Origin of the sequence: Haloarcula sp. CGMCC 1.2071, assembly GCF_037078445.1 — an archaeon.
In the GTDB taxonomy this organism is placed as follows: Archaea; Halobacteriota; Halobacteria; order Halobacteriales; family Haloarculaceae; genus Haloarcula; species Haloarcula amylolytica.
In genome coordinates, this window is the sequence record NZ_JAYMGY010000009.1 from 43,022 (window position 1) to 66,632 (window position 23,611).

The 23,611-nt window shown below is 64.3% G+C and carries 26 protein-coding genes; 18 read left to right on the forward strand and 8 right to left on the reverse strand.

All coding sequences use genetic code 11. From position 1 onward, the window contains the following. Nucleotides 1–5: 5 nt before the first annotated feature. The 3 genes from VI234_RS15500 to VI234_RS15510 all read left to right on the forward strand — a co-directional run bounded on the left by VI234_RS15500 (nucleotide 6) and on the right by VI234_RS15510 (nucleotide 2,024). Nucleotides 6–605 carry a MogA/MoaB family molybdenum cofactor biosynthesis protein gene (locus tag VI234_RS15500; RefSeq protein WP_336330524.1) on the forward strand — a complete coding sequence of 200 codons (600 nt, stop codon included), beginning with the start codon at nucleotides 6–8 and terminating at the stop codon, nucleotides 603–605. 44 nt (nucleotides 606–649) lie between these two features. Beyond that, nucleotides 650–1,123 carry a cyclic pyranopterin monophosphate synthase MoaC gene (gene moaC, locus VI234_RS15505; RefSeq protein WP_336330525.1) on the forward strand — a complete coding sequence of 158 codons (474 nt, stop codon included), beginning with the start codon at nucleotides 650–652 and terminating at the stop codon, nucleotides 1,121–1,123. A 73-nt stretch (nucleotides 1,124–1,196) separates the two neighbouring features. Continuing rightward, nucleotides 1,197–2,024: a molybdopterin synthase gene (locus VI234_RS15510; RefSeq protein ID WP_336330526.1), complete on the forward strand. Its 828-nt coding sequence runs from the start codon at nucleotides 1,197–1,199 to the stop codon at nucleotides 2,022–2,024. A 31-nt stretch (nucleotides 2,025–2,055) separates the two neighbouring features. On the opposite strand, the gene VI234_RS15515 is transcribed toward VI234_RS15510, so the two are convergent. Both VI234_RS15515 and VI234_RS15520 read right to left on the reverse strand, forming a co-directional pair. Further along, nucleotides 2,056–2,856, reverse strand: a complete 801-nt coding sequence (locus VI234_RS15515) for a molybdate ABC transporter permease subunit (RefSeq protein WP_336330527.1) — start codon at nucleotides 2,854–2,856, stop codon at nucleotides 2,056–2,058. Then, a complete protein-coding gene (locus VI234_RS15520; RefSeq protein ID WP_008308801.1) occupies nucleotides 2,831–3,712 on the reverse strand; it encodes an extracellular solute-binding protein in 882 nt (293 codons plus the stop codon). The genes VI234_RS15515 and VI234_RS15520 overlap by 26 nt, the downstream gene beginning before the upstream one ends. A 118-nt stretch (nucleotides 3,713–3,830) precedes the next feature. Between VI234_RS15520 and thiC the strand changes: the two genes are divergently transcribed. After that, a complete protein-coding gene (gene thiC, locus VI234_RS15525; RefSeq protein ID WP_336330528.1) occupies nucleotides 3,831–5,273 on the forward strand; it encodes a phosphomethylpyrimidine synthase ThiC in 1,443 nt (480 codons plus the stop codon). A 296-nt stretch (nucleotides 5,274–5,569) separates the two neighbouring features. Continuing rightward, nucleotides 5,570–6,394: a hypothetical protein gene (locus VI234_RS15530; RefSeq protein ID WP_008308805.1), complete on the forward strand. Its 825-nt coding sequence runs from the start codon at nucleotides 5,570–5,572 to the stop codon at nucleotides 6,392–6,394. A gap of 19 nt (nucleotides 6,395–6,413) precedes the next feature. On the opposite strand, the gene VI234_RS15535 is transcribed toward VI234_RS15530, so the two are convergent. Then, entirely contained in the window at nucleotides 6,414–6,983 is a 570-nt protein-coding gene (locus tag VI234_RS15535; RefSeq protein ID WP_336330529.1) for an NUDIX hydrolase, read from the reverse strand. A gap of 642 nt (nucleotides 6,984–7,625) precedes the next feature. Between VI234_RS15535 and VI234_RS15540 the strand changes: the two genes are divergently transcribed. The 6 genes from VI234_RS15540 to VI234_RS15565 all read left to right on the forward strand — a co-directional run bounded on the left by VI234_RS15540 (nucleotide 7,626) and on the right by VI234_RS15565 (nucleotide 11,111). After that, nucleotides 7,626–7,811 carry a hypothetical protein gene (locus tag VI234_RS15540; RefSeq protein WP_004515500.1) on the forward strand — a complete coding sequence of 62 codons (186 nt, stop codon included), beginning with the start codon at nucleotides 7,626–7,628 and terminating at the stop codon, nucleotides 7,809–7,811. A 7-nt stretch (nucleotides 7,812–7,818) separates the two neighbouring features. Then, nucleotides 7,819–8,244, forward strand: a complete 426-nt coding sequence (locus tag VI234_RS15545; protein ID WP_336330530.1) for an RNA-binding protein — start codon at nucleotides 7,819–7,821, stop codon at nucleotides 8,242–8,244. Next, the gene (locus VI234_RS15550) at nucleotides 8,244–8,963 is read left to right on the forward strand and encodes an RNase P subunit p30 family protein (RefSeq protein WP_336330531.1); all 720 of its coding nucleotides are present in this window, start codon (nucleotides 8,244–8,246) and stop codon (nucleotides 8,961–8,963) included. Before VI234_RS15545 ends, VI234_RS15550 begins: the two co-directional genes overlap by 1 nt. Before the next feature lie 69 nt (nucleotides 8,964–9,032). After that, nucleotides 9,033–9,518 (forward strand): Rpp14/Pop5 family protein, encoded by a 486-nt coding sequence (locus tag VI234_RS15555; RefSeq protein ID WP_008308818.1) that lies wholly within the window; start codon nucleotides 9,033–9,035, stop codon nucleotides 9,516–9,518. A gap of 2 nt (nucleotides 9,519–9,520) precedes the next feature. Beyond that, nucleotides 9,521–10,297: an archaeal proteasome endopeptidase complex subunit alpha gene (gene psmA / locus VI234_RS15560; protein WP_336330532.1), complete on the forward strand. Its 777-nt coding sequence runs from the start codon at nucleotides 9,521–9,523 to the stop codon at nucleotides 10,295–10,297. Between the two features lie 88 nt (nucleotides 10,298–10,385). After that, nucleotides 10,386–11,111, forward strand: a complete 726-nt coding sequence (locus VI234_RS15565) for a ribosome assembly factor SBDS (protein WP_008308822.1) — start codon at nucleotides 10,386–10,388, stop codon at nucleotides 11,109–11,111. A 15-nt stretch (nucleotides 11,112–11,126) separates the two neighbouring features. On the opposite strand, the gene VI234_RS15570 is transcribed toward VI234_RS15565, so the two are convergent. Further along, the gene (locus VI234_RS15570; RefSeq protein WP_008308823.1) at nucleotides 11,127–11,474 is read right to left on the reverse strand and encodes an FUN14 domain-containing protein; all 348 of its coding nucleotides are present in this window, start codon (nucleotides 11,472–11,474) and stop codon (nucleotides 11,127–11,129) included. 203 nt (nucleotides 11,475–11,677) lie between these two features. Here VI234_RS15570 and katG point away from each other — a divergent pair, with 203 nt between their 5' ends. Both katG and hflX read left to right on the forward strand, forming a co-directional pair. Continuing rightward, nucleotides 11,678–13,873 carry a catalase/peroxidase HPI gene (gene katG, locus VI234_RS15575; protein WP_336330533.1) on the forward strand — a complete coding sequence of 732 codons (2,196 nt, stop codon included), beginning with the start codon at nucleotides 11,678–11,680 and terminating at the stop codon, nucleotides 13,871–13,873. 189 nt (nucleotides 13,874–14,062) lie between these two features. Further along, nucleotides 14,063–15,373, forward strand: a complete 1,311-nt coding sequence (gene hflX, locus VI234_RS15580) for a GTPase HflX (protein WP_008308826.1) — start codon at nucleotides 14,063–14,065, stop codon at nucleotides 15,371–15,373. Nucleotides 15,374–15,382: 9 nt separating this feature from the next. On the opposite strand, the gene VI234_RS15585 is transcribed toward hflX, so the two are convergent. The 3 genes from VI234_RS15585 to VI234_RS15595 are packed head-to-tail and all read right to left on the reverse strand — an operon-like array spanning nucleotide 15,383 to nucleotide 18,109. Further along, nucleotides 15,383–16,825: an NAD(P)H-hydrate dehydratase gene (locus VI234_RS15585; RefSeq protein WP_336330534.1), complete on the reverse strand. Its 1,443-nt coding sequence runs from the start codon at nucleotides 16,823–16,825 to the stop codon at nucleotides 15,383–15,385. 46 nt (nucleotides 16,826–16,871) lie between these two features. Next, a complete protein-coding gene (locus VI234_RS15590; RefSeq protein ID WP_336330535.1) occupies nucleotides 16,872–17,147 on the reverse strand; it encodes an acylphosphatase in 276 nt (91 codons plus the stop codon). Nucleotides 17,148–17,200: 53 nt separating this feature from the next. Beyond that, nucleotides 17,201–18,109, reverse strand: a complete 909-nt coding sequence (locus tag VI234_RS15595) for a DNA-3-methyladenine glycosylase family protein (RefSeq protein WP_336330536.1) — start codon at nucleotides 18,107–18,109, stop codon at nucleotides 17,201–17,203. 332 nt (nucleotides 18,110–18,441) lie between these two features. Between VI234_RS15595 and VI234_RS15600 the strand changes: the two genes are divergently transcribed. Beyond that, entirely contained in the window at nucleotides 18,442–18,915 is a 474-nt protein-coding gene (locus VI234_RS15600) for a DUF555 domain-containing protein (protein WP_336330537.1), read from the forward strand. Between the two features lie 138 nt (nucleotides 18,916–19,053). Here VI234_RS15600 and VI234_RS15605 read toward each other — a convergent pair whose 3' ends face one another. After that, a complete protein-coding gene (locus VI234_RS15605; protein WP_004592453.1) occupies nucleotides 19,054–19,290 on the reverse strand; it encodes a UPF0058 family protein in 237 nt (78 codons plus the stop codon). A 492-nt stretch (nucleotides 19,291–19,782) separates the two neighbouring features. On the opposite strand from VI234_RS15605, the gene VI234_RS15610 reads away from it, so the two are divergent. From VI234_RS15610 to VI234_RS15625, 4 genes are all read left to right on the forward strand, one after another. Further along, a complete protein-coding gene (locus VI234_RS15610) occupies nucleotides 19,783–20,421 on the forward strand; it encodes an alpha/beta hydrolase (protein WP_336330538.1) in 639 nt (212 codons plus the stop codon). A gap of 108 nt (nucleotides 20,422–20,529) precedes the next feature. Continuing rightward, nucleotides 20,530–21,645 carry a DUF3179 domain-containing protein gene (locus VI234_RS15615; protein WP_008308841.1) on the forward strand — a complete coding sequence of 372 codons (1,116 nt, stop codon included), beginning with the start codon at nucleotides 20,530–20,532 and terminating at the stop codon, nucleotides 21,643–21,645. Next, complete coding sequence (locus VI234_RS15620) at nucleotides 21,635–22,237, forward strand: hypothetical protein (protein ID WP_049942874.1); 603 nt, start codon at nucleotides 21,635–21,637, stop codon at nucleotides 22,235–22,237. Before VI234_RS15615 ends, VI234_RS15620 begins: the two co-directional genes overlap by 11 nt. 133 nt (nucleotides 22,238–22,370) lie before the next feature. Continuing rightward, on the forward strand, nucleotides 22,371–23,555 hold the full coding sequence (locus tag VI234_RS15625; protein WP_008308843.1) for a vWA domain-containing protein: 1,185 nt from the start codon (nucleotides 22,371–22,373) through the stop codon (nucleotides 23,553–23,555). The last annotated feature ends 56 nt before the right edge of the window (nucleotides 23,556–23,611 follow it).

Here is a 23,611-nt window from a genome sequence, read left to right on the forward strand (position 1 = left end):
CGGGTATGGGACACGACCATGACGAGGCAGCCAGCGACAGCGAGGCGGGCCACGAACACGGAGAGCACGGCCATGACAGTGACCACGACCACAGTCATGGGGAGCACGACTACGACGATCATCACGCCCACGACGCCGAAGGGGTTGAAATAGGGGTCCTCACGGTCTCGACCTCGCGAACGCTGGACGACGACCCGGCGGGCGATATCATCGCCGCGGCCTGCGAGGACGCGGGCCACGAAATCGTCGAGCGCCGCCTCGTCGCGGACGAGATGGACGCTATCGAGGACGCCGTCGCCGACCTGCTGGATGACGGCGTCGACGTCGTCCTGACGACCGGCGGGACCGGACTCACGCCCGACGACGTGACCGTGGACGCCATCGAACCGCTGTTCGACCGGCCGATTCCCGGCTTCGGCGAGCTGTTCCGCTGGCTCTCCTACGAGGAGGTCGGGCCGATGGCGATGGCCTCGCGGGCAACCGCCGGCGTTGTCGACGACCGACTGGTGTTCTGTCTGCCCGGGAGCGAGAACGCCGCCCGGACGGGCGCGGAGAAACTCGTCGCGCCAGCGGTGGGCCACCTACTCGGCCTCGTCCGTCGGTAACGCGGACCCGCACGGTTTTGGGCCGGCGTCGGCTACAGGGACGCATGCCCGAGGAGTTCACGCACGTCGACGAGGACGGGGACGCACAGATGGTCGATGTGGGCGAGAAGGCCGAGAGCCAGCGCCGCGCGGTCGCGCGCGGACAGATTCGGCTCACAGAATCCACGCTGGCGGCCATCGATGCCGACGAGGTGGAGAAAGGCGACGTGCTGACGACGGCCCGCATCGGCGCGATTCAGGCGGTCAAACACACCTGGGAGACAGTGCCGATGTGCCACCAGATTCCCATCACGAACGTCGAAGTCGAGTTCACCGTCGGCGACGAGGCCGTCGAAATCACGGTCGCCGTCGAGACGGTCGGCAAGACCGGCTGCGAGATGGAGGCGCTGGAGGGCGTGACGACCGGCCTCAACGTCGTCTGGGACATGGTGAAGGCAAACGAGAAAGACGAGGACGGCGAGTACCCCGCGACGACCATCGAAGACATCCGCGTGGTCGAGAAGACCGTCGACCGGTGAAGAGCAGCTACCGGCGGCACCTTCGCCGCTCCTATGAAAAAGGTCTATCTACGTCGCCCTGTTACCGGTGTGCATGCAAGTCCTCGGTATCGTCGGCCATTCCGAGTCGGGGAAGACCACGCTGGTCGAGCGGCTGACCCAGCGGCTCTCCGGGTCCGGACGCGTCGCGACGGTCAAACACTGCACGCACCCCCCGGACGTCGACACGGACGGGAAAGACACGGCTCGCCACCGCGACGCCGGCGCGGCCGAGACGGTCGCGCTTACCGACGACGGCGAGTGGTACGCGACGGGCGAATCCCGAACGCTCGATGAGACGCTGGACGCGCTCGCGCCCGATTACGACTACGCACTTGTCGAGGGATATTCGGACGCGAGCATCCCGAAGGTCGTTCTGGCCGACCGCGAGGTCGCCGACCCCGTCGTGCATCGCGCACCCCACGGCGCGGACGCCGATCTCGACGACATCGTCGCGGCGATGGAGGAACGGGACCCCTACATCACGCTGGAGACGCTCGTGGCGGACGTAAAGCGGGACCCGGACGAGGTCTACTCCGGCGCGATTGCGACCTTCACCGGGCGCGTCCGCGCACGGGAGGGACCGGAGGACCAGCCGACGGAGCTTCTGGAGTTCGAGCGCTATGACGAGGTCGCTGCCGAGAAAATGGCCGCGCTCCGGCGGGACCTCGAAGCGCGGGACGGCGTCCACGCGGTTCGCCTGCACCACAAGACCGGGGTAGTCGACGCTGGCGAGGACATCGTCTTCGTCGTCATCCTGGCCGGCCACCGGGGCGAGGCGTTCCGTGCTGTCGAAGACGGCATCAACCGTCTCAAGGAGGAGGTGCCGCTGTTCAAGAAAGAAGTCACCGTCGACGAGGAGTTCTGGGCACACGAGCGGTGAGTCGGCGGCGCTGTTTTCACGATACCGACTGCTACCGCCACGGCGTCGCCCGGAGCGCATGGACTATCAGCAGCGTCCCGAGCGCGACGCTCAGCAGGACCACTGCCACGGGAAGCGCCGCGTCCAGTCCGTCCGAAATGAACGAGGCCCAGATCTGGACCGGCAGCGTCCGCGGGTAGTACGCCAGCATCATCGTCGCGCCGAACTCGCCCATCGCGCGGGCGAAGGTCAGCACGAGACCGGCGAGCAGGCCGGGCTTTGCGAGCGGCACCGTCACCGAGCGCATCGTCCCGACCCAGTCGCGCCCGAGCGACCGCGAGGCCTCTTCGAGGTGGTTATCGATGCCGTCGAAGGCGGCCTTGGCGGTGACGACGAAGAACGGCGACGCGACGAACGTCTGGGCGGCGACGACGCCCACCAGCGACCGCGTCAGCGCCAGGTCGGTGAGACCGCCGAGTCCGTTCGGGCCGACGACTGTCAACAGCAACATTCCGCTGACGACCGGCGGGAGAACGAGCGGAAGGACGACGGCTCCCATCGCGGCGGTCGCCAGCGCCCCGGTGTTCTTCGAGAGCCAGTAGGCCAGCGGCAGGCCGAACACGACGGCGATGGTGGTACTGCCGAGCGCGGCGACGAGGGAGGTAATCGCGGCGTTGATGACGTACGTTTCAGTCAGACTTGTCAGCAGTGCTGCCGGGGAGTACGTGAGCACGAGCACCAGCACCGGCACGACGAAATACAGGAGCAGCACCGCTCCCAGGACGGGCACGAGTTCGCGCACGCCGACCGTGTGGCCGGCCCTGGTCTCACCGCGTGACAGTACTCGGGACATCTCCCACTAGTCGAGGATACGCCTGACGGACGGTAAATCCGTGTGGTGTGAGCCAGTCGCCGGACAGGACTGTCTCAAAGGCTGTACGCGTCGCTTCTTGTTCGTCACGGCGGACGGCTCCGTACTCGATTGGGTTGCCGGCGACTGCCGTGCCGTTTGGCAGTTCGTAGCTGGTGGTCCGATACTGCTCGGCGTGCGCGGGGTCGCCAAGGTGTATTTCGGCTGGGAACTCCCGGAACGGGTAGTCCCGCTCCATTGCCATGCTCCGGTAGACGAACGCGGCGTTGACAGCTCCCGTCTCGAACTGCGCGAGCAGTTGCGTCTCCGGATAGGTCTGGTCCGGCGAGAGAACCGCCTCAGCTAGGCCGGGTTCGTCGTAGTAGTCGGCTGCGAGGGCCAGCACGAACAGCGTCCGGTAGCCAAGCGGGTCGAGCGTCGGGTCGGTGCGGCCCAGTGAGACACTGTCCCCCCGGAGCGGGACGTACCACGGGTCCGCCTCCGCGACGCGCGTCCCGCCGCCCGTCTGAGGGTTGTACGCCAACACCATCTCGTTGCTGGCGACCACGGCGTGCCAGGCGGTGTTCATGACCCGGTCGAACAGGGTCGGATCCGCCAGCGCGACGATAGCCGGGTCGCGCTTCCCGCCGGCGACCAGACGCGCGGCCTGAACAGAGCCGCGGGCTTCGACAGCGACCTCCACGTCTGTTTGGGTTTGTAGCGTCTCACTGGCCGCCTTTTGTAAACTCCCTGCGACCAGCACGTCCACCCGCTCCCGACCGAACGCCCCACAGCCTGCCGTCGCAGCGATACCACTCCCCAGCGCCGTGAGTACTGCGCGGCGGGTCCGGCGGGCCATTGTTCGTCTATTTCCTGTTCGCGTACATCGGTGTTGGGGTCGGTCCCAGTATTGACAGGGTCTCTTTACCGCGACCGATCACCGCAGTTTTATAACCAAGTAGTATAACCTAGTGATTATGACGCAGCTAGCAGCGGCCCGGAACGGGACCGTCACCGAGGCGATGGCGCGAGTCGCAGAGCGCGAAGGTGTCGAACCGGAGTTCGTCCGCCAGCAAGTCGCCGATGGCCAGGCGGTGATTCCCGCAAACGTCGGTCACGACTCACTGGACCCGATGATTATCGGCCGGGAGTTTGCGACGAAGGTCAACGCAAACATCGGCAACAGCGAGGAGACGAGCGATATCGAGGGCGAACTGGAGAAGCTCCACACCGCTGTCCACTACGGCGCGGACACGGTGATGGACCTCTCGACTGGGAGTAACCTCGACGCAATACGGTCGGCCAACGTCGAGCATTCGCCGGTCCCCATCGGCACGGTCCCCATCTACGAGGCGGTCAAGCGCGCCAGCGACCCGAGCGAGATCACCCACGAACTGCTGCTTGACGTTATCGAGAAGCAGGCGAAGCAGGGCGTCGACTACATGACCATCCACGCCGGCGTCCGGATGGAACACCTGCCGCTGACCGACGGCCGGAAAACGGGTATCGTCTCCCGCGGCGGCTCTATCCTCGCCCAGTGGATCGAGGAGAACGGCATGGAGAACCCGCTGTACACGAAATTCGAGGCCATCTGCGAGATATTCCGCGAGTACGACGTGACCTTCAGCCTCGGCGACGGCCTCCGGCCGGGCTGTCTCGCCGACGCCGGCGACGACGCGCAGTTCGCCGAACTTGACACGCTCGGGGAACTCACGCGGACCGCCTGGGAACACGACGTGCAGGTGATGGTCGAAGGGCCGGGCCACGTCCCGATGGATCAGGTCGCCGGGCAGGTCGAACGTCAGCAAGAGGTCTGTGACGGCGCGCCCTTCTACGTCCTCGGCCCGCTCGTGACCGACGTTGCGCCGGGCTACGACCACATCACGAGCGCCATCGGCGCGACGGAGGCGGGCCGTGCTGGTGCGGCGATGCTCTGCTACGTCACTCCCAAAGAGCATCTCGGCCTCCCGGAGAAGTCCGACGTGCGGGACGGGCTTGCGGCCTATCGCATCGCCGCTCACGCCGCCGACGTGGCAAACGGCCGCGAGGGGGCGCAGGACTGGGACGACACGCTCTCGGAAGCCCGGTACGCCTTCGACTGGCGCGAGCAGTTCGACCTGGCGCTAGATCCCGACCGCGCCCGCGAGTACCACGACCAGACGCTCCCCGGTGACAACTACAAAGAGGCGCGCTTTTGCTCGATGTGCGGCGTGGAGTTCTGTTCGATGCGGATCGACCAGGACGCGCGGGAAGACGGTGAGATGGAGACAATCGAGGCTGACGTTGACGACCGGACTGCCCTCGAAGAGTCGTCAGCGGCGGAGGTAAACCGGCCGCCCGTCGGTACCCACGACGAGGCCGATATCCCCGGCCCTGACGCCGATATGCCCGCTGATACAGAGGGGCGTGCCGACGATTAGCACGGCGATAGTTCTTTATAATCGGTGTTCGTTTATTGAAACGATGCAAAAGAAAGTCATCGCCCTTGTCGCGGTCATGGCACTTGCCCTCGCGTACTACGTCAAGCGGTAAGGCTGCGCGAATCGACTGTATCGCCCTCTGAATCTACTGTCGGCCGCCCTGCCTACTGGTCCTCAACGGCGTCGTACGGGTGGGGTATCCCGATGGCCGGCAGTATTCTCTCGGTCTCTGCGCTGTCAGCGACAGCGCCGTCGCTTTCCGAACCCTTACCCGGCGAACGGCCGTACCAGCGTGCATGTACGGCGTTGTCACCCGTAACGAGGAGGAGACGGAGTGGTCCGAATTCGACCGGGCGTTCTACGAGGTCAAGGACGTGACCGGCCGCGCTGTCGAACCGATTGCCGGCGCGGTGAACATGGTGTCCTGTTTCGGCGACAACGCGGTCGAGAGCGAGGAGGACCTGCTCGCGTTCGACGACGAGGGGACGCCGGCGACCCGGAACCAGCCGTACTTCGACTGGACGTACGTCTGCCCGACCCACGACCGCTACCGCGAGGGCCTGCTCGACATCATCGAGGAGGCGGCGGCCGTCAACGAGGACGTTCGCCTCGACGACGTGGGCTTCCCCCGGGACGAGTACTGCCACTGTGACCGCTGCGAGCAACGTTTCGCCGACAGCGAGTTCGATGACTGGTCGGCCTGGCGCAGTAACGTCATCACGGAGTTCGTCGCCGAGGCTCGCGAGCGCGTGCCCGGTGAGATGTACCTCACGCTGTATCCTGACCCCTATCCCGGCCACCTCGAAGCCCGCTCGGGCGTCGCCGTGGACGACATCGCCGAGTACGTCGACGAGTTCGTCGTCCCCATCTACGACATGGCGTACTCGACGACTTACTGGCTAGAGATTCTCGCAAAGGGCTGGCAGGACCGACTCACGACCCCGTTCAGCATCGAACTGTACGCCGTCGACGTGGACGTCGACGACCTCTCGAAGGCCGTCGAGGTGGCCGAGGAGTACGCCGAGACCGTGCTGTTCGGGTACGACGCCAGCAACGCCCGCGCGACCATCCGGCGGATGAACGCCGACGCTCGCGAAGGCCAGTCGTTCGGGCCGGAGTAATGCGTTGGGTGTCGGCGGGTTACGCCCCGCCGCCGAACCGCTGTCCGCGCCACTGTAGAATCTCCTCGCGGTCGCGCGTATCGGCCGGCAGCTCGTCGAACCATCGCGCCTCGCTGATTTCGTGGTCCGGGTCGTCGACGGCGACGTCGGTCGTCTCCGCTCGCGCCTCGTACACCGGAAGGACGCCCCAGGCCATGTTGCCGTCACAATAGAACTCGACCCGTCCGAGCATCCCCAGTCCCTCGATGGTCGCTTCGATACCGCTTTCCTCGCCTAACTCCCGCAGTGCGGCCTCCTGCAGGGATTCACCGGCGTCGAGTTCACCGCCGGGCAGTACCCACATGTCGACGCCCTCGTGGCGGACGAGCAGGAGTTCACCGGTGGGCCGGTAGGCGAGCGTGTGCGCCCCGTACGGTGCGCCGTGGTCCCGAGCGACAGCGGCCACGTCCCGGAACCGATTCCGCGGGACGTTACGGTGGCGCGTGAACTCGACGTAGCCGCTGTACTGCTCCCGGAGCTGGTGATACGTCTGCTCGGCGGTCTGACACGCCCCGTCGGAGAGGTACCACAGGTCGTCGACGCTCGTCATCTGTGTCCTATCTGTGTCTGACACCTCGACGAAACAACCGTCTTGACGGGGGAGAGCGGTGGACTGATCATGTCGATAGTTAGTCGAGAGAGTCCCATAACAGTTGTTGTGACGTATCGGCTGCCGTGGCGTATCTCAGGGGGTTTCGCAACCGAATCCGTTGTGCCACTGACACCGGTGGAGAAGTTGCAGACGCGGATACACGTCTGGTCCGACTCACTCGCAGCCAAACACGGGAAGAGGCCCGAACAAGGATAGCCACGCTCCCGTGTAGCAGGAACTCATTGGCTGTTTCGACGACCTGACGGATTGTTCTACCCACTCGATCTGTACGCCTTTGCGTTCCGTGGTTGACGGAACGCATGTGACTGTAGAATGATCTGACACTTAATTCTACCTATCTAAGGAAATATTTAGACAAGTCTAATAATAGCCATGCCTTTCGCAACGGAAGCGACAGGGAACAACAAGATCGGTCAGCCCTGATCAGCGCACCCCTGGCTTTGGGCTGATCGAGGTTTGTCGCTGTCCTGATTGTCAGATCTGGGCCGTGTCACAGGGATATTTTCCCACCACGTCCGCGACTGGGCCGAGCAAATCCGAATCAGTCCCTTTTTGACGAGCCACCGAGTACCGCACGGTATGGCATTCGAAGAGGACGACAGCGTTATTCTCCACGACGAGCACAGCGACTACGACGGCGAGGAAGGCACCATCACGCAGGTCGTCGAGACGATGTTCGGCGACGCCAACTACACGGTTTCCTTCGAGGACGGACAGGAGCAGGGCGTCCCCGAGGACAACCTCGAAGCCGCCGAGGACGAGTAGGGCCTCGATGTCGTCGGTTCCGTTCCACTACGTCGACCTCCGGACCTTCTGCTACGCGACAGAGGACGACAAGCGTGTCGAGGGAGCGCTCCGGACGTTCCTCCCGGAGGACTACCCTATCGAGCGCGCACAGAGCGAGGGGCACTACGGCGACCGGATCGTCGTCCTCTCGGCTCGCGTCGAGAACGCTGGCGACATCCGGCACGTACTCACGCAGGTCGCGTCAGCGCCGGATATCGACGCGGTGCGTGCGGAACTGGACGACCGGGTCGACGACAACTGTTCGTTCTTTCTCACCTTCGACAAACAGGCCGCGTTCGGCGGCGACGTCGAGCGCGGCGACGGCATCACGCTCCGGGCGAAAGTCGAGGCCTACCCCGCAAAGCGGGAGAAAGCCGTCGCTAACGCCCGCGAACTCTTAGAGGAGTTGTGATGTACGAGGCCGTCTACGCCCACCCTGACGGTGACAGCACCGTCGCCCGGCACGCGCTGACGGCCGCCGATTCGGGCTACGACGGCATCGTCGTCAGGAACCACGGCGACGTGCAGGCGGACTACGACGCCGACGCCAACAGCGACGCGTACGACATCGACGTCGCGGCCGGTGTCGAGGTCCGGGCGGACGACCCCTCGCGAGCGAGCGGCTTCGTCGGGAACTACCGGAGCGACCGGACGGTCGTCGTCGTCCACGGCGGCGACCGCCGCATCAACCGGTTCGCGGTCGAGCAACCGACCGTCGACGTGCTCGCCCACCCGATGCGCGAGGACGGCGATTTCAACCACGTCCTGGCGAACGCGGCGGCCGACAACGGCGTCCGCGTCGAGTTCGACTTCGGCCCGGTGCTCCGGGCCTCCGGCGGCACTCGCGTCCGGGCTATCAAGGAACTCCGGAAGCTCAGGGAACTGGTCGAGGACGCCGGCGCACCGTTCGTCGTCTCGGCGTCGCCGAGTAACCATCTCCAGATTCGCGCACCGCGGGATCTCATCGCGGTCGGGAAGACCATCGGCTTCGACGCCGACACCGTCCGCGAGGGATTGGCGGAGTGGGGCCGAGTCGCGGAGCGCAACCGCGAGCGCCAGAGCGACGCTGTCATCGAACCGGGCGTCCGACTGGAAGGCGACGTAGACGCCGTCAACGATGACGGGCAGTAGCCCCACTATCGACATCCTGACCGATCGCCACACCACACCGCTCATTGTCCTCCGCCCCAACGCTGGCGTATGAAACACCTCCCGAAACATCTCCGGCCGCGGTGGCGCTACCTCGCCGTCGGCGTCGAGACGTGGCCGACGGCGTCGCTCGACCGTCGGGCGTTCCAGCGGGCGGTGTGGTACGCCGCCCAGAACCTGCTGGGCGACACCGGCAGCGCCGAGACGGACATGACCGTCCTCCAGTTCCACGATTACGACGGCACAGCCGAGGCCATCGTCCGGACCAGACGCGGCCAGACGGACCCGGCCCGGGCCGCGCTGGCCTGTGTCGACAGCATCGACGACGACGAGGTTCGGGTCCGCGTCCGGGGGATTAGCGGCACCGTGCGCGCCTGTGAAGAAAAGTATATACGCGGGCCGCCGGAAGCCACTGAACAGAGACACGTCGTGTTCGAGAACGCAGACCGGAGCGCTACTGTTCGGCCTCCGCGCTACGATGTCGAAGCGGCCTCCGGCGGCGCGTTCGTCGGCGCGACAGCACTCGATTTCCGATAACTATGCAGGGACAAAACCAACAGCAGGCCTACGACCGCGGGATCACTATCTTCTCGCCGGACGGACGCCTCTACCAGGTCGAGTACGCCCGCGAAGCGGTCAAACGCGGCACAGCAAGCATCGGCGTCAGAACGAGTGACGGCGTCGTTCTGGCCGTGGACAAGCGCATCCGGTCGCCGCTGATGGAGCGCTCCTCGGTCGAGAAGATCCACAAGGCCGACGACCACATCGGTATCGCCTCGGCCGGCCACGTCGCCGACGCCCGACAGCTCATCGACTTCGCCCGCCGTCAGGCGCAGGTGAACCAGCTGCGCTACGGCGAGCCGGTCGGCGTCGAAACCCTCACCAAGGAAATCACCGACTACATCCAGCAGTACACGCAGGTCGGCGGCGCGCGCCCGTTCGGCGTCGCGCTCATCATCGGTGGCATCGTCAACGGCGAGCCGCGCCTGTTCGAGACCGACCCCTCCGGGACGCCCTACGAGTGGAAGGCCCTCGCTGTCGGGGCCGACCGCGGCGACATCCGGGACTACCTCGAAGAACACTACGACGAAGGGATGGACCTCGCCGACGGCGTCGACCTCGCGCTGGCCGCCCTCGCGTCGGTCAACGAGGACGGACTGACGCCGGAAGGCATCGGCGTCGCCACGGTCGACGTCGAAACGGAGACGTTCGGCCAGCTGACCGACGAGGAGAAGGAGACCCATCTCGCGGAGGCCGACCTGCTCGACACCGGCGACGACGAGGACGCGGACGAGGAAGACACCGAGGAAGAGTAACGCTTCCGACGGCCTCCGCGGGCGACTGGGTTCTTTTCTGTTCGACTACGCAGTAAGGCCTTTAACTGGCCCACTGCTACCGACGGGTATGATATCGCTTGACGAGGCGGTGACGGCGCGCCTCGAATCCCACGGCCAGCGGTTCGAGGTACTGGTGGATCCGGACGCGGCGCTAGCGATAAAACGTGATGACTTCGACGGCGATCTCGAGGACGTTATCGCCGCGGAGGACGTGTTCGAGGACGCCTCGCGGGGGGACCGACCGCCCGAGAATATGCTCGAAGAGGTGTTTGACACCACTGATCCGATGGCCATCATCCCCGAAGTCATCAAGCGGGGGGAGATACAGATCACGGCCGACCAGCGCCGCGAGATGCAGGAACAAAAGCACAAACAGCTCATCCAGCGGATCACGCGCAACGCGGTTAACCCACAGATGGACGATGCGCCGCACCCGCCGGAGCGCATCGAATCCGCGCTCGAAGAGACGGACTTCAGAGTCGACCCGATGGAACCCGTCGAGGCGCAGGTCGACGACGCCCTCGATGCGCTCCGGCCGGTCATCCCGATCCGGTTCGACGAGGTCACCGTCGCCGTGCAGGTCCCCGCGGACTACGCCGGGAGCGCCCAGGCACAGATCCGGCAGTTCGGCGACCTCGAACGCGAGGAGTGGCAGTCCGACGGCTCGTGGGTCGGCGTCATGACGTTCCCGGCCGGCCTGCAAAACGACTTCTACGACGTGGTGAACGAACACACGAGCGGCGAAGCGGAAACTCGCATCATCAAAGACGAAGACGACATCAGTACGCGCTAACGCCGCGGCGTCGCGTTACCCTTTCTTGAAGCCGACCAAGAACCCGGCAGTGAAACCAGCGCTGACCGGCAGCGCCGAGAGCAGCGACGTGACCCAGGACGGCGGTTGCGCCGACGCCGCGTTCCCGGCGGTGCCGGTCGCGTTCTGTGCGGCCCCACCTATCGCGTCCCAGTTCACTTGGAGGATGCCACGCGTCTCGAGGAACTTGAACAGTGCCAGCTCGATGCCGATGATGACGGCAATGAGCTTTGCGACCTTCTTGGCGGCGAACCCGATGATCCCGCCGATAAGGCCGCCGCCACCGAATTCGAGGCCCATCTGCTGGAGGCCCAACCCATCTAGTTGGAGTACGAACTCACCCATACCGCGTACCTGACCGCCTGTTTTTAAATCCTTTGTGCTCCCTCTGGCGCTTTCCCTTTTGTACACCGCTTCCGCCACAGCAACGGGGCGTCGTTGCGACCTGGTGTCCCAAAGAATTCGGGGCGATATTTTTCACACGATGCCATTTCTTTACTCATATCCAAAGATTTGTATGCTACCGACGAATCTTACTTACTGTTAAGATGGCAGAAACACCGAATTCCGATATGAGCGGTGCCGAAGGCGGACGTTCGAAGCGACCGAAATCTAATCAGGACTGGTGGCCAAACAAGCTGAATCTGGAGATTCTCGACCAGAACGCCCGGGACGTCGGCCCGATGGAGGACGACTTTGATTATGCGGAGGAGTTCCAGAAGCTCGACCTCGAAGCGGTGAAGTCGGATCTGGAAGAGCTGATGACGTCATCGCAGGACTGGTGGCCGGCCGACTACGGCCACTACGGCCCGCTGTTCATCCGGATGGCCTGGCACAGCGCCGGGACGTACCGGACCGCCGACGGTCGCGGTGGCGCGGCTGGCGGCCGACAGCGCTTTGCACCTATCAACAGCTGGCCGGACAACGCGAACCTCGACAAGGCGCGACGGCTGCTCCTGCCGATCAAGCAGAAGTACGGCAAAAAGATCTCATGGGCCGACCTGATGATCCTCGCAGGGAACGTCGCCATCGAGTCGATGGGATTCAAGACGTTCGGCTACGCCGGCGGCCGCGAGGACGCCTTTGAGGAGGACAAGGCTGTCAACTGGGGACCGGAAGACGAGATGGAAACCCAGGAGCGCTTCGACGAGCCCGGCGAAATCGAAGAAGGGCTCGGTGCCTCCGTGATGGGCCTCATCTACGTGAATCCGGAAGGACCGGACGGCAACCCTGATCCGGAGGCGTCGGCGAAGAACATCCGGCAGACGTTCGACCGGATGGCGATGAACGACAAGGAGACGGCCGCACTCATCGCCGGCGGACACACGTTCGGCAAAGTCCACGGCGCTGACGACCCCGAGGAGAACCTCGGTCCCGAGCCCGAAGCGGCCCCCATCGAGCAGCAGGGCCTCGGCTGGCAAAACGAGAACGGGAACAGCAAAGGCGGCGAGATGATCACGAGCGGTATCGAAGGGCCGTGGACCCAGTCGCCGACCGAGTGGGACATGGGATACATCAACAACCTGCTCGACTACGAGTGGGAGCCGGAGAAGGGTCCCGGCGGCGCGTGGCAGTGGGCACCCAAGAGCGAGGAGCTGAAAAACAGCGTGCCGGACGCCCACGACCCGGACGAAAAGCAGACGCCGATGATGCTCACGACGGACATCGCCCTGAAGCGCGACCCGGACTACCGAGAGGTCATGGAAACCTTCCAGGAGAACCCGATGGAGTTCGGGATGAACTTCGCGAAGGCCTGGTACAAGCTGACCCACCGCGACATGGGGCCGCCTGAGCGGTTCCTCGGTCCGGAAGTTCCTGACGAGGAGATGATCTGGCAGGACCCGCTCCCGGACGCTGACTACAACCTGATCGGAGACGAGGAAATCGCCGAACTCAAGGAAGAGATCCTCGATTCGGACCTCTCTGTCTCCCAGCTCGTCAAGACCGCGTGGGCGTCGGCATCGACCTACCGCGACAGCGACAAGCGCGGCGGCGCCAACGGCGCACGCCTCCGACTCGAACCCCAGAAAAACTGGGAAGTCAACGAGCCGGAGCAACTGGAGACGGTTCTGGGGACGCTCGAAAACATTCAGACGGAGTTCAACGACTCGCGCTCCGACGGGACGCAGGTCTCGCTCGCTGACCTGATCGTGCTGGGCGGCAACGCGGCCGTCGAACAGGCGGCAGCGAACGCCGGCTACGATGTCGAGATTCCATTCGAGCCCGGACGAGTCGACGCCGGGCCGGAACACACCGACGCCGCCTCCTTCGATGCTCTCAAGCCGAAAGTCGACGGGGCCAGGAACTACATCCAGGACGACATCACACGACCGGCGGAGGAAGTGCTTGTCGACAACGCGGACCTGCTGAACCTGACGGCCTCGGAACTGACGGCCCTGATCGGCGGGATGCGTTCGATCGGTGCGAACTACAAGGACACCGACCTCGGCGTCTTCACCGACGAACCGGGGACGCTGACCAACGACTTCTTCGTGAACCTGCTCGACATGGGCACGGAGTGGGAGCCGGCGTCGGACTCCGAACACGTCTACAAAGGGCTCGACCGTGACACCGGCGAGGTCAAGTGGGAAGCCACACGCATCGACCTCGTCTTCGGCTCGAACGACCGGCTCCGGGCAATCTCGGAAGTCTACGGCTCTGCCGACGCGGAAGAGAAGCTCGTCCACGATTTCGTGGACACATGGAACAAGGTCATGAAGCTCGACCGCTTCGATCTCGAATAAGCCGGACTGACCGCTACCGCTTTGCTGGCTGCATTTCAGCCTTCGAGCGGGTATCGAAGTCGTTAGTTTCGCCAGCCGGCTGCAGGAATCGCTCAGTATCTGCCATTTTACCGGCCAACCACCGACCCCCGGAAGAGTGTGAGTCCCTCCCGGGGGGTTAAATAATCGGACGCCGTAGTTTTCCAACGAGTGACGGCGACACACACCACGGAACGGGCGGTCATCGCGAAGCGCGTCGACAGTGGCACCGCCGACACCGAAGAGATCCGGGACCTCGCTCGGGCGGCCGGCTACGAGGTCGTCGACGAGATCACACAGACCAGAACGGAGGACCCGGCGTACCACCTCGGCGAGGGGAAGGTCACGCGATTGAGCAACGCGGTCGCTCGCGAAGGGGCCGCCGTCGTGATCTTCGACAATCAGCTCGGCCCGTACCAGACGTACAACATCGGAAACGAACTCCCCGAGCGGGTGCGCGTCATCGACCGCTTCCGGCTCATCCTCGAAATCTTCGGCCAGCGGGCCCAGACGCGGAAAGCCCAGCTCCAGGTCGAACTCGCGGAACTGCGCTACGAACTCCCGCGCGCCGAGGCCAAGGCGAGCCTGGCCAAACGCGACGAGCGGCCGGGGTTCATGGGCCTCGGCGAGTACGACGAGTCCCGCGAAGAAGACATCAAAAAGCAGATCGCCAACATCCGGGACGAACTGGAATCCATCGAGGAGACCGAGCGGCACCGCCGGGAACAGCGCCGCGAGTCCGGCTTCGACCTCGTCGCGCTGGCCGGCTACACCAACGCCGGGAAGTCGACGCTCCTGCGCCGCCTCGCGGACGACCTCGACGTCGACGAGAACGATGACTTGCATCCCGACCTCGATACCACGGCCGAGAGCGAGGACCGTCTGTTCACGACGCTCGGCACGACCACCCGCCGCGCGGCGGTCGGCAAGCGCGAGGTGCTTGTCACCGACACCGTCGGGTTCATCCAGGACCTCCCGCACTGGCTCGTCGAGTCGTTCAAGTCGACGCTGGGGTCGGTGTACCACGCCGACCTCGTCCTGCTCGTCGTCGACGTCTCCGAGTCGGTCGAGGAAATCCGGGAGAAACTGGTGACGAGCCACGACACGCTGTACGAGCGCAACGAGGCACCCATCGTCACGGTCCTCAACAAGACTGACATGGTCGACGACGAGGAGGTCCGTCGCAAGCGAGACGCACTCTCGTCGCTGGCCCCGAACCCCGTCGCCGTCAGCGCCAAACAGGGACTCAACATCGACGACCTGGCGGACCGCATCGACCACGAACTGCCGGACTACGAGCGCGAACGGCTCGTGCTCCCGATGACCGACGACACGATGAGCCTCGTCTCGTGGATTCACGACCACGCCAGCGTCGAGACGGTCGACTACGGCGACCAGGTGGTCATCGAGTTCGAGGCGCGGCCGGCGATCATCGAGCAGTCCCGGGCGAAAGCCGGGGAGCTGGTCGGTGCATCAGCCTGACTGCGGAGGTTACGTTTCTGCTTCGCGCTGCCACAGCACGCTCGGTATCTCGTCTAGCAGGTCTGTTGCGACCAGTCCGTAGCCGCGGTCGTCGACGACCCGGTCGCCGACCGTGCCGACGGCGTAGGCGGCGATGGCGGCCGCGTCGATCGGGTCCTGAATGCAGGCGAGCGCGCCCGTCACGCCCGCGAGCACGTCGCCGGTGCCGCCGACCGTCATCCCCGGATTGCCCGTCCGGCCGACGCGGGTCCGCTCGCCGTCGGAGACGACGTCGTACGGCCCTTTGACCAGCAGTGTCTGGCCGACCTCCGATGCGAAGGACTCCACGAGGTCCGCCCGCTCCCGCCAGTCCTCCGATGTCTCACCACCCATCCCGCGAAGTTCGCCCTGGTGGGGCGTACAGACGAGTTCCGCGTCCGTTTCGATGTCCGGAACCACAGACAGGGCGTCGGCGTCGACGACGGCCGTCCCCTCGAACCTGGACAGCAGGTCCGCGACCGCTTCCAGCGTCGCGTCGGCGTCCCCGAGCCCTGGTCCGACGATCAGCGTGTCGTGCTCCGCCGCCAGTTCGGCGAGGCTGTCGACGTGGGGTGGCGCGAGGTGGTCCCCGTCGAACGGTCGCAGGATGAGGTTCTCGCTGTAGGACTGGATTTCCCGCGCGACGACCTCCGGACAGGCGACCCGGACGAGGTCTGCACCCGCTCTGAGCGCGGCCTGGGCCGACAGCGCCGGCGCGCCGGTGTAGGGACCGCCCCCGACGACCAGTACTTCGCCGTTGTCACCCTTGTGGCTGGCGGGGTCCCGTTCGAGTCGGGTGAGGTCGCCCCGCTCGACGAACAGCTCCGCCGCGTCGGGGATGCCGATGTCGGCGACGGTAACTGGAACCTCAAGGGCTGGGAGTCCGGGCTTCGTGTCGTGGAACGTGACGACGTGGTCGGCGTCGACAGCGTTGTCGGCCAACCGTCCCGTCTCGGCGTCGAGGCCGGACGGGACATCGACCGAGAGGACGGTCGCGTCGCTCTCGTTCATTGCCGCCGCAGCCGTCGCCTCGGGTTCCCGGAGGTCGCCGGCGATACCGGTTCCCAGCATTGCATCGACAACGATATCGGGAGTTCCGAGGTCGAACGCCGTAGAATCTTTGACTGTTTCTGTGGGATACTCAGCGCTCTGGAGCGCCTCCCAGTTCTCTCTGGATATTGATGTCGAGATCGCGTTCGGGCGGCCAAGCAACAGGACGCGGAGGTCGTAGTCGTCGAGAAAGCGGGCGGTGACGAGCGCGTCCCCGCCGTTGTTCCCCCGCCCGGCGACGATGGTGACCCGGTTGCCGGGGTCCGCGAGGGAACGGACCGCCCGGGCGACGGCATGGCCGGACGACTCCATCAACTGTTTGCGCGGGACGCCGAGTGCGGCGGCGTTCTCGTCGATGACACCCATTTCGGAGCCGGTGAGCATACTCACGGGTTCGTTCGCCAGTGAAGTAATGCTACGGGACGGCGGTTTACCAGCGGACCTCGAAGCCGTCGATGCCCTCCGGCTCCTCGTACTCGATTTCGACGTCGGTCACGTTCGCGCGTTCGCTCCCCTCGTAGCAGAACTCGACCATCGCTTCCACGTCGGCTTCTGGGCCCTCGAACACCGCTTCGACGCGGCCGTCGTCGAGGTTACGGACCCACCCGTCGACCCCCTGGTCCTGTGCGCGCTCCCGCGTGGTCGCTCTGTAATAGACGCCCTGGACACGACCGGAGACGAACACATGTGCTCGCGTGCGAGCCATGTCCGAGGGTTTGCCGGCGGACTCCGTTATACTGTCGCCTTCCACCACCCGCGTCAGTTTTCGTCGCTGCCCGTCCGGAGATAATGGAACAAGTAGGTCTGCGTGTAGCCGGCGTACTCGCCGCCGAGCGCGGCCCGGATGGCCCGGGATGTGTCGGTGTAGTTCCCTCGCTCACACTCCGGGTAGTACTCCTCGATAGTCGACCGGATCCAGGTGTCTAGCGGGACCGCTTCGAGGTAGTCAAGCGAGAACAGCAACACGCAGTCCGCGACCTTGTCGCCGACGCCGACGAAGCGGGTGAGCGACTCCCTGGCGTCCTCGTAGTCGAGGCCGACGGCTTCCTCGGGGTCGGCCTCGCCGCCTGCGACCATCTCCGCGGTGCGCTGGACGTACGGCGCTCGATAGCCCAGCCCGAGGTCCCGGAGGCGTTCTTCGGTCGTTTCGGCCAACGCTGACGGCGTCGGATAGGCGTTGTACGTCCGCCCGTCGAACTCGACCGTCTCGCCGAACGCGTCACGGAGCGCCTGTTGCATACTGTGTATCCGAGCCACGCGCATCTGGGCCGAGCAAATGAACGAGATGAGGGAGCCAAACGGTGGGTCCTGAACGAGACGCATCCCCCAGAACCTATCGTAGGCTGACTGGACCACGTCGTCGGCCGGTGCCGTCGTCCGAATCGCGGAGAGATCGTCCTCAAGCCGCAGGAGTCGCTTGAGGTCCGCCTCGGCGTCGATCGTGGACTCCCATTCGAGGACACCGTCCCGCTGCCGGATGCGGATGACTGCTGGTGACCCGTCTCGGCGGACTGTCGTCCAGTACCACGCGTCGCCCCCGGTTGCCCCGTCGCGCTGGTACATTTCGCCGTCCTCCCGGTTCCAGAGGTAGGACTGCCCGCTCTCGACAGTTGCCTGGAGGTCGATACCGCCGGCCAGCGACCCGACGTCGATGACGCCCTGTTCCATTGTCCGTGTGTACGGACCCGGAGGTAATGGCGTTACGAGTTCCGCTCGCACGGGTTGGAGGTCTCTATCGACTATAGTAGCCATTGAAAGTCAATGCACACCTGATCGCACGATGGCAGTGCGATCAGTGTGTAAATCGTTTCAATTGTTACTATAGCGGACGCTCATATCCGTCTGAGCTGTCACTGCTTTTCGCCGTCGTAACGTTTTCTCTCACTTGTGTCTGTGCGGCTCAACGGGGCTTTCTGACTCTCTATACCACGATAATGGGGTGGGAGGTGATGCCCGTTTCAGGGCTAACCTTCATTATATTGGGAAACAAACATACTAGCATGAATTGCCGAGTTGTTGTCGAGGCCGCAGTCCCAGTGTACGACGTGGCATCTGCGGACGAGGCAGTTCGCATCGCCATCTCGAAGACGGGGGAAATGCTGAACCCCGACCTCAACTACGTCGAGATCAACATGGGCGACCGGCACTGCCCGCACTGCGGCGAGACACTGGAACCGGCTTTTCTCGCGGCCGATGAGAGTCTCGTCGCACTCGAACTGGAGATGACCGTGTTCAACGTCGAACGGGACGAACACGCCGCCAGAATCGCCCGCAAGGAGATCGGGCAACGGCTCGAGAACATCCCGCTCGACGTGCTCGAAATCGAGGAGATCCCGGAGGAGTCTGCCGAAACGACGGACGACGAGTCTTCGTCGACAGAGTCGACAGCTGAGGCCGACGACTCGTCGTCGGGCCAGTCCGGGGACGACTCGGACGACGTATTACCCGAGTTCGAGGAATTAATCGACGAGTAAGCCCAGCCACCGAGCAACAGGGCTGTCTCTGTTCAACACCCTCGACGTATTCTGTCTATGACATGTATCCGACAGCCGTTATACAGCCACTAATGGCATTGCTCGTCGGGAGAACTGCGTAGAAACGACGGAGAACTGTTAGTCCGCGGCGGCAGAAACAGGCTCTTTGGTCTCGTCAGCCATCTCGGAGGCAATACCGTCAGCAATCGCAAAGACAGCGGCCTTATGGTCTGTTTTCGACTTGTGAATCGATGTCGGCTTGACGCCCAGTTCCTCGTATTCGTCGTGGTCCACTTCTGTCCCGGATTCGGCTTCGTAGTGGTTCTGTACCTGTGCAAGCAGGCCGTGAAGGTGGATGAGCTCCTGCTTTTTCATAGTCAACCCAAGGTAACAACTCGAAGGTTATAGTACTACTCTGATGAAGGTTAACACACGTCTCTGCCAGTAATACGTAATAGTTTATGCATAATTCGCGGTGCGAAGTATATTCTATGTATTTTACACTAAATTTTACCATTTCCCTAAACACGTCGTCGTGTTCGGTACGGGTGTCTACGGTTGGTTCCCAAGATTATGGGCTGTATATGTCTCCATCGGTATGGACCAAATGCCTCCGTCGGTCCGACTATGCTGTCTCCGAAACCGATACTGGTCTCACGGTGCGCGACGGTGGCGACATCGAACTCCGATTGCGGGCCTGAACACGGAATATCTCGACCGATTGACCGATGTGCCAAGTCAAGTGTCTTCGTGCGCTATCTGGGGTATGCACACGACACGGTGGCTGCCTACGGCAGGCGGGCGAACGGGAAGAGAAACCGACTGCACGGGCATGACAGGGTACAGCCGGCGACCGGGAGGAGAGCGATGAGCGGCCCTCATCAGGGCCAGCAACTCGTGACCGCGGGAACCGCGCTATCGGAGGCGAGCGCGGCGACAGTGCTGGTCCACGGCCGGGGTGCGACTGCCCGGAGCATCGTCCAGATGGGGGCAGAGTTCCAACAGGACGGGCTGGCGTTGCTCGCCCCACAGGCCGCGCGGAACACCTGGTACCCTAACTCCTTCCTCTCGCCGGTCGAGCAGAACGAACCCGGGCGGACATCGGGACTGCAGGCTATCGAGGACGCCGTCACGAAGGCCGAGGAAGCCGGGATACCAACCGATCGTGTGCTCGTCCTGGGCTTCTCCCAGGGGGCCTGTCTCGCGAGCGAGTTCGTCGCCCGTAACCCGCAGCGCTACGGCGGGCTCGTGGCTCTCAGTGGTGGCCTCATCGGCGAGACCATCGACGAGAGCGAGTACGAGGGCGACATCGAGGAAACGCCGGTGTTCCTGGGCTGTAGCGACGTCGATCCGCATATCCCCGAAGAGCGCGTTCACGTCACGGCCTCGGTCTTCGAGCAACTGAACGGGGACGTGGAGGAACGCATCTATGAGGGGATGGGCCACGGCGTGAACGAGGACGAACTGGCGTACGTCTCGTCGCTGGCCGCCACCCTCGTCAATTAGGCAGTCCGAGCGTTGGTTCGTACACCGAGATAGCCTCGCTGAGCGTGCCAACAGGGAGTTACCGGCCCCTCACCGCGAGACTTAGTGATTGGAAAGACTACACATGGCATGGACCTTTCCCGCCGACGGCTTCTCGCGACGGTTGGAGCCGGTGTGACACTCGGCGGCGCAGGCTGCGCGGGAGATGACGGCTCGACTACTGGGCCGAGTTCAGTGGCCGGGTCCGGCAGCGGAATCGGGACGCCATCGACGGCCACCGATCGAGGTGACGGGTCGAAGCCACCGACGGCTGATGGTCGCCTGCATCTAGACTACGAGATCGGGACGCTCGAAGAGAAGATCGTCAGCGGCGGCGTTCGTAAAGACGGTATTCCGTCCATCGACGACCCGACGTTCGCCGAGACGCCTCCAGAGATACTGGCTCCGGACGACCCAGTGTTCGGCGTGGTCCGCGACGGGGAGGCGAAAGCCTATCCGCAGTACATTCTCGTCCACCACGAAATCGTGAACGACACCGTCGCCGGCGACCCCGTCGCTGTGACGTACTGTCCGCTGACGGGCACCGCACAGGGCTTTGAGCGCGGCCCGGTGGAGTTCGGCGTCTCCGGTCGACTGGTGAACTCGAACCTGACGATGTACGACCGGGGCACCGACAGCTGGTGGCCACAGATGCTCGCGACGGCAATTACAGGCCCACTAACTGGCGAGTCGTTGCGGGAGTTCCGGGTCACTTGGACGACGTGGGACCGCTGGTCCAGTACCTATCCGGAAACGACCGTTCTGACCGAGGATACCGGCTTCTCGCGGCGCTACGGCACTGATCCATACGGCCAGTACAACGAGAAACGCGGCTACTATTCGAGCACTCGGACGCTGTTTGAGCCGCTGCAGGGCGACAGCCGCGCACACCCAAAGGCCGTCGTCATCGGGACCCGGACGGAGACGGGGACGGTGGCCTTCGACAAGGAGACGTTACTGAACCAGCGCGTGTTGACCGGCAACATCGGCGACACGCCGTACGTCGCCGTCGCCGACACCGACCTCACAACGGGCTACGTGTACGCGAACCCGGAGTCAGCGGCGGTCGAGGCGGCGGACGACGGCTACACGCTCGACGGGACCACACACGAGGCCGATTCCCTTCCGCTGGACCGCTCGCTGGCCTTCGACGCCATGTGGTTCGCCTGGGCCGGCTTCTATCCGGGGAGTGCGTATGTCGACTGATAGTGTAGCCGACGGGGCCAGTGTGTCCGCTCGCATCGAACGCTTGCTTCGGCACACTGCGGTTGCGGTCCGGGGAGCGCTCACCCGCCGCGACGGTCAGTTGCTTCTGGGTGTGTCTGGACTGGCGTACTTCCTGCTGTACCTCGCTGGTCTCAGACACCTCGGTTTCGGCCCAGCCGGCTACGAGGTTTCTGTCGTCAGTAACCCGCTTACCCGTGCGTTCCGGCAGGTCGGGCCGTTTCAGTGGGAACCGATTGCACTGGTCGTCGTCGGCCCAGTCGAACTACTCGTCTCGCCGCTGAACGTGCTTCTCGGTGCCGTCCTGGCATCGCTGGTCGGACTCAACCTCGCTGTCTCTGTCGTCGCGTGGCGCGGCCCATCGGCCTGCCGTCTCGGCCCGGGTGCAGGGGCTGTGTCGGGGTTGCCGGGACTGCTCTCCGGATTCGCCTGCTGTGGCCCCACTATCCTGCTCGTCGTCGGCGTGCAGGCGAGCGCTGGGCTTCTCTCGCTGTTCCAGTGGCTCCTCCCGATCACTGTCGTGGCACTGCTCGGAACCCTTCTCTGGGTCGGCAGCCGAGTCGAGCCAGCGTGACAGGCGACGTAGATTGTTCCTACTACCGGGGGGTAGCTAGTAACTACAGGCTACCGGCCCAGGTAGCGGTTGGAACTTTTTTCCCTCGATTTGAGGGAAACATATAATTACTCCGTACGACCCATCTACCAGTATGACCGCTACTGTCGTGAGCGAGGTCAACCGACCCTACGTGCCGACGGGCGGGGCGAAACTGACCGCTGAGATCGAAGTCGAGCCCGGACGGTTGGAGGAGCCACCCACGCGACAGATTGCTCTCTGTATCGACGCGAGTGGATCGATGGCCGGCGAAGACATCGAACAGGCCCGCGCTGGCGCTGAATGGGTGTTCGGGCTACTCGACGAGGACGATTACATCTCGATCATCGCCTTCGACAACGAGGTTACGACGGTTCTTGCACCGACCCGGTGGGGGACTATTTCGCGTGAAACGGCAGTGGACGCGGTCGCTGACATCTCCGCTGGCGGGGGCACCGATATGTACAGCGGCCTGCTGGAAGCGAAGGCGTCCCTGCAGGATCTGCCGACAGACGACAACACGGCTCGGCGGGTCCTGCTCCTCTCTGATGGGAAGGACAACTCCCACGACCCGGAAGCGTTCGGGACGCTAGCACGCGAAATCGACACCGAGGGCATCAGAATCAAGGCGGCTGGTATCGGGAGCGACTACCGCGAGGAAACCATTCGGACGCTCGGTACCGTCGCCCGCGGCGAATGGACACACCTGGACGCCGCCGGTGACATCGAGTCGTTCTTCGGCGACGCAGTCGAGGAGGCCGGGACCGTCGTCGCTCCCGACGCCCGTCTCGAACTCGACGTGGCCGACGGCGTCGAGGTGAGCGAAGTGTACCGTTCGCTGCCACAGACTCAGTCTGTAGACCCCAACTGGGAGGACAACGCGGCTGTCGTGCCGCTTCCCGACCTGCTTGAGCGGGAGACCCAGCGAGTCGTGCTGAAGATACACGCGCCGGCCAACGACCCGCAAGACGCCGTGTCCGTGGCGGATGTCACGCTGCACGCTGGCGGCGAGACGACGCGGGAATCGATCACCGTCGACTACACCGACGACGAGGCGAAACTGGCCGAGCACAACGAACAGGTCGACGTGGACCACCGACAGACCGTTATCAAGACGGAACTCGGCAAGGGCAACGTCGCCGAAGCCCAGACCCAACTGGAGCGGATGACGCGCATCCACGGCGAGGACACCGAGGCCGTCCAGACAGCCGAGCGGGAGACGCGTATCGTGATGGAGGGCGGACGCAAGGAACAGAACAAGGCGACGAAGATCGTCACTGACGAGGGCATCCAGAAGTGACCGCAACGACCTGCAGTGTCGGCAGGGCTGCCACTGGCCGGAGAAACGGGTGATCC

What these genes read in the sequence shown, in the direction of transcription:
- VI234_RS15535 (WP_336330529.1), bottom strand. Translation starts at nt 6,983, where the DNA reads ATGACGAGCGTCGACGACCTGTGGTACCTCTCCGACGGGGCGTGTCAG.
- VI234_RS15530 (WP_008308805.1), top strand. Translation starts at nt 5,570, where the DNA reads ATGTACGGCGTTGTCACCCGTAACGAGGAGGAGACGGAGTGGTCCGAA.
- VI234_RS15620 (WP_049942874.1), top strand. Translation starts at nt 21,635, where the DNA reads ATGTCGACTGATAGTGTAGCCGACGGGGCCAGTGTGTCCGCTCGCATC.
- thiC (WP_336330528.1), top strand. Translation starts at nt 3,831, where the DNA reads ATGACGCAGCTAGCAGCGGCCCGGAACGGGACCGTCACCGAGGCGATG.
- VI234_RS15600 (WP_336330537.1), top strand. Translation starts at nt 18,442, where the DNA reads ATGAATTGCCGAGTTGTTGTCGAGGCCGCAGTCCCAGTGTACGACGTG.
- VI234_RS15595 (WP_336330536.1), bottom strand. Translation starts at nt 18,109, where the DNA reads ATGGAACAGGGCGTCATCGACGTCGGGTCGCTGGCCGGCGGTATCGAC.
- VI234_RS15570 (WP_008308823.1), bottom strand. Translation starts at nt 11,474, where the DNA reads ATGGGTGAGTTCGTACTCCAACTAGATGGGTTGGGCCTCCAGCAGATG.
- moaC (WP_336330525.1), top strand. Translation starts at nt 650, where the DNA reads ATGCCCGAGGAGTTCACGCACGTCGACGAGGACGGGGACGCACAGATG.
- VI234_RS15520 (WP_008308801.1), bottom strand. Translation starts at nt 3,712, where the DNA reads ATGGCCCGCCGGACCCGCCGCGCAGTACTCACGGCGCTGGGGAGTGGT.
- VI234_RS15555 (WP_008308818.1), top strand. Translation starts at nt 9,033, where the DNA reads ATGAAACACCTCCCGAAACATCTCCGGCCGCGGTGGCGCTACCTCGCC.
- VI234_RS15515 (WP_336330527.1), bottom strand. Translation starts at nt 2,856, where the DNA reads ATGTCCCGAGTACTGTCACGCGGTGAGACCAGGGCCGGCCACACGGTC.
- VI234_RS15625 (WP_008308843.1), top strand. Translation starts at nt 22,371, where the DNA reads ATGACCGCTACTGTCGTGAGCGAGGTCAACCGACCCTACGTGCCGACG.
- psmA (WP_336330532.1), top strand. Translation starts at nt 9,521, where the DNA reads ATGCAGGGACAAAACCAACAGCAGGCCTACGACCGCGGGATCACTATC.
- VI234_RS15500 (WP_336330524.1), top strand. Translation starts at nt 6, where the DNA reads ATGGGACACGACCATGACGAGGCAGCCAGCGACAGCGAGGCGGGCCAC.
- VI234_RS15550 (WP_336330531.1), top strand. Translation starts at nt 8,244, where the DNA reads ATGTACGAGGCCGTCTACGCCCACCCTGACGGTGACAGCACCGTCGCC.
- VI234_RS15610 (WP_336330538.1), top strand. Translation starts at nt 19,783, where the DNA reads ATGAGCGGCCCTCATCAGGGCCAGCAACTCGTGACCGCGGGAACCGCG.
- VI234_RS15585 (WP_336330534.1), bottom strand. Translation starts at nt 16,825, where the DNA reads ATGCTCACCGGCTCCGAAATGGGTGTCATCGACGAGAACGCCGCCGCA.
- katG (WP_336330533.1), top strand. Translation starts at nt 11,678, where the DNA reads ATGGCAGAAACACCGAATTCCGATATGAGCGGTGCCGAAGGCGGACGT.
- VI234_RS15590 (WP_336330535.1), bottom strand. Translation starts at nt 17,147, where the DNA reads ATGGCTCGCACGCGAGCACATGTGTTCGTCTCCGGTCGTGTCCAGGGC.
- VI234_RS15510 (WP_336330526.1), top strand. Translation starts at nt 1,197, where the DNA reads ATGCAAGTCCTCGGTATCGTCGGCCATTCCGAGTCGGGGAAGACCACG.
- VI234_RS15615 (WP_008308841.1), top strand. Translation starts at nt 20,530, where the DNA reads ATGGACCTTTCCCGCCGACGGCTTCTCGCGACGGTTGGAGCCGGTGTG.
- VI234_RS15540 (WP_004515500.1), top strand. Translation starts at nt 7,626, where the DNA reads ATGGCATTCGAAGAGGACGACAGCGTTATTCTCCACGACGAGCACAGC.
- VI234_RS15545 (WP_336330530.1), top strand. Translation starts at nt 7,819, where the DNA reads ATGTCGTCGGTTCCGTTCCACTACGTCGACCTCCGGACCTTCTGCTAC.
- VI234_RS15565 (WP_008308822.1), top strand. Translation starts at nt 10,386, where the DNA reads ATGATATCGCTTGACGAGGCGGTGACGGCGCGCCTCGAATCCCACGGC.
- VI234_RS15605 (WP_004592453.1), bottom strand. Translation starts at nt 19,290, where the DNA reads ATGAAAAAGCAGGAGCTCATCCACCTTCACGGCCTGCTTGCACAGGTA.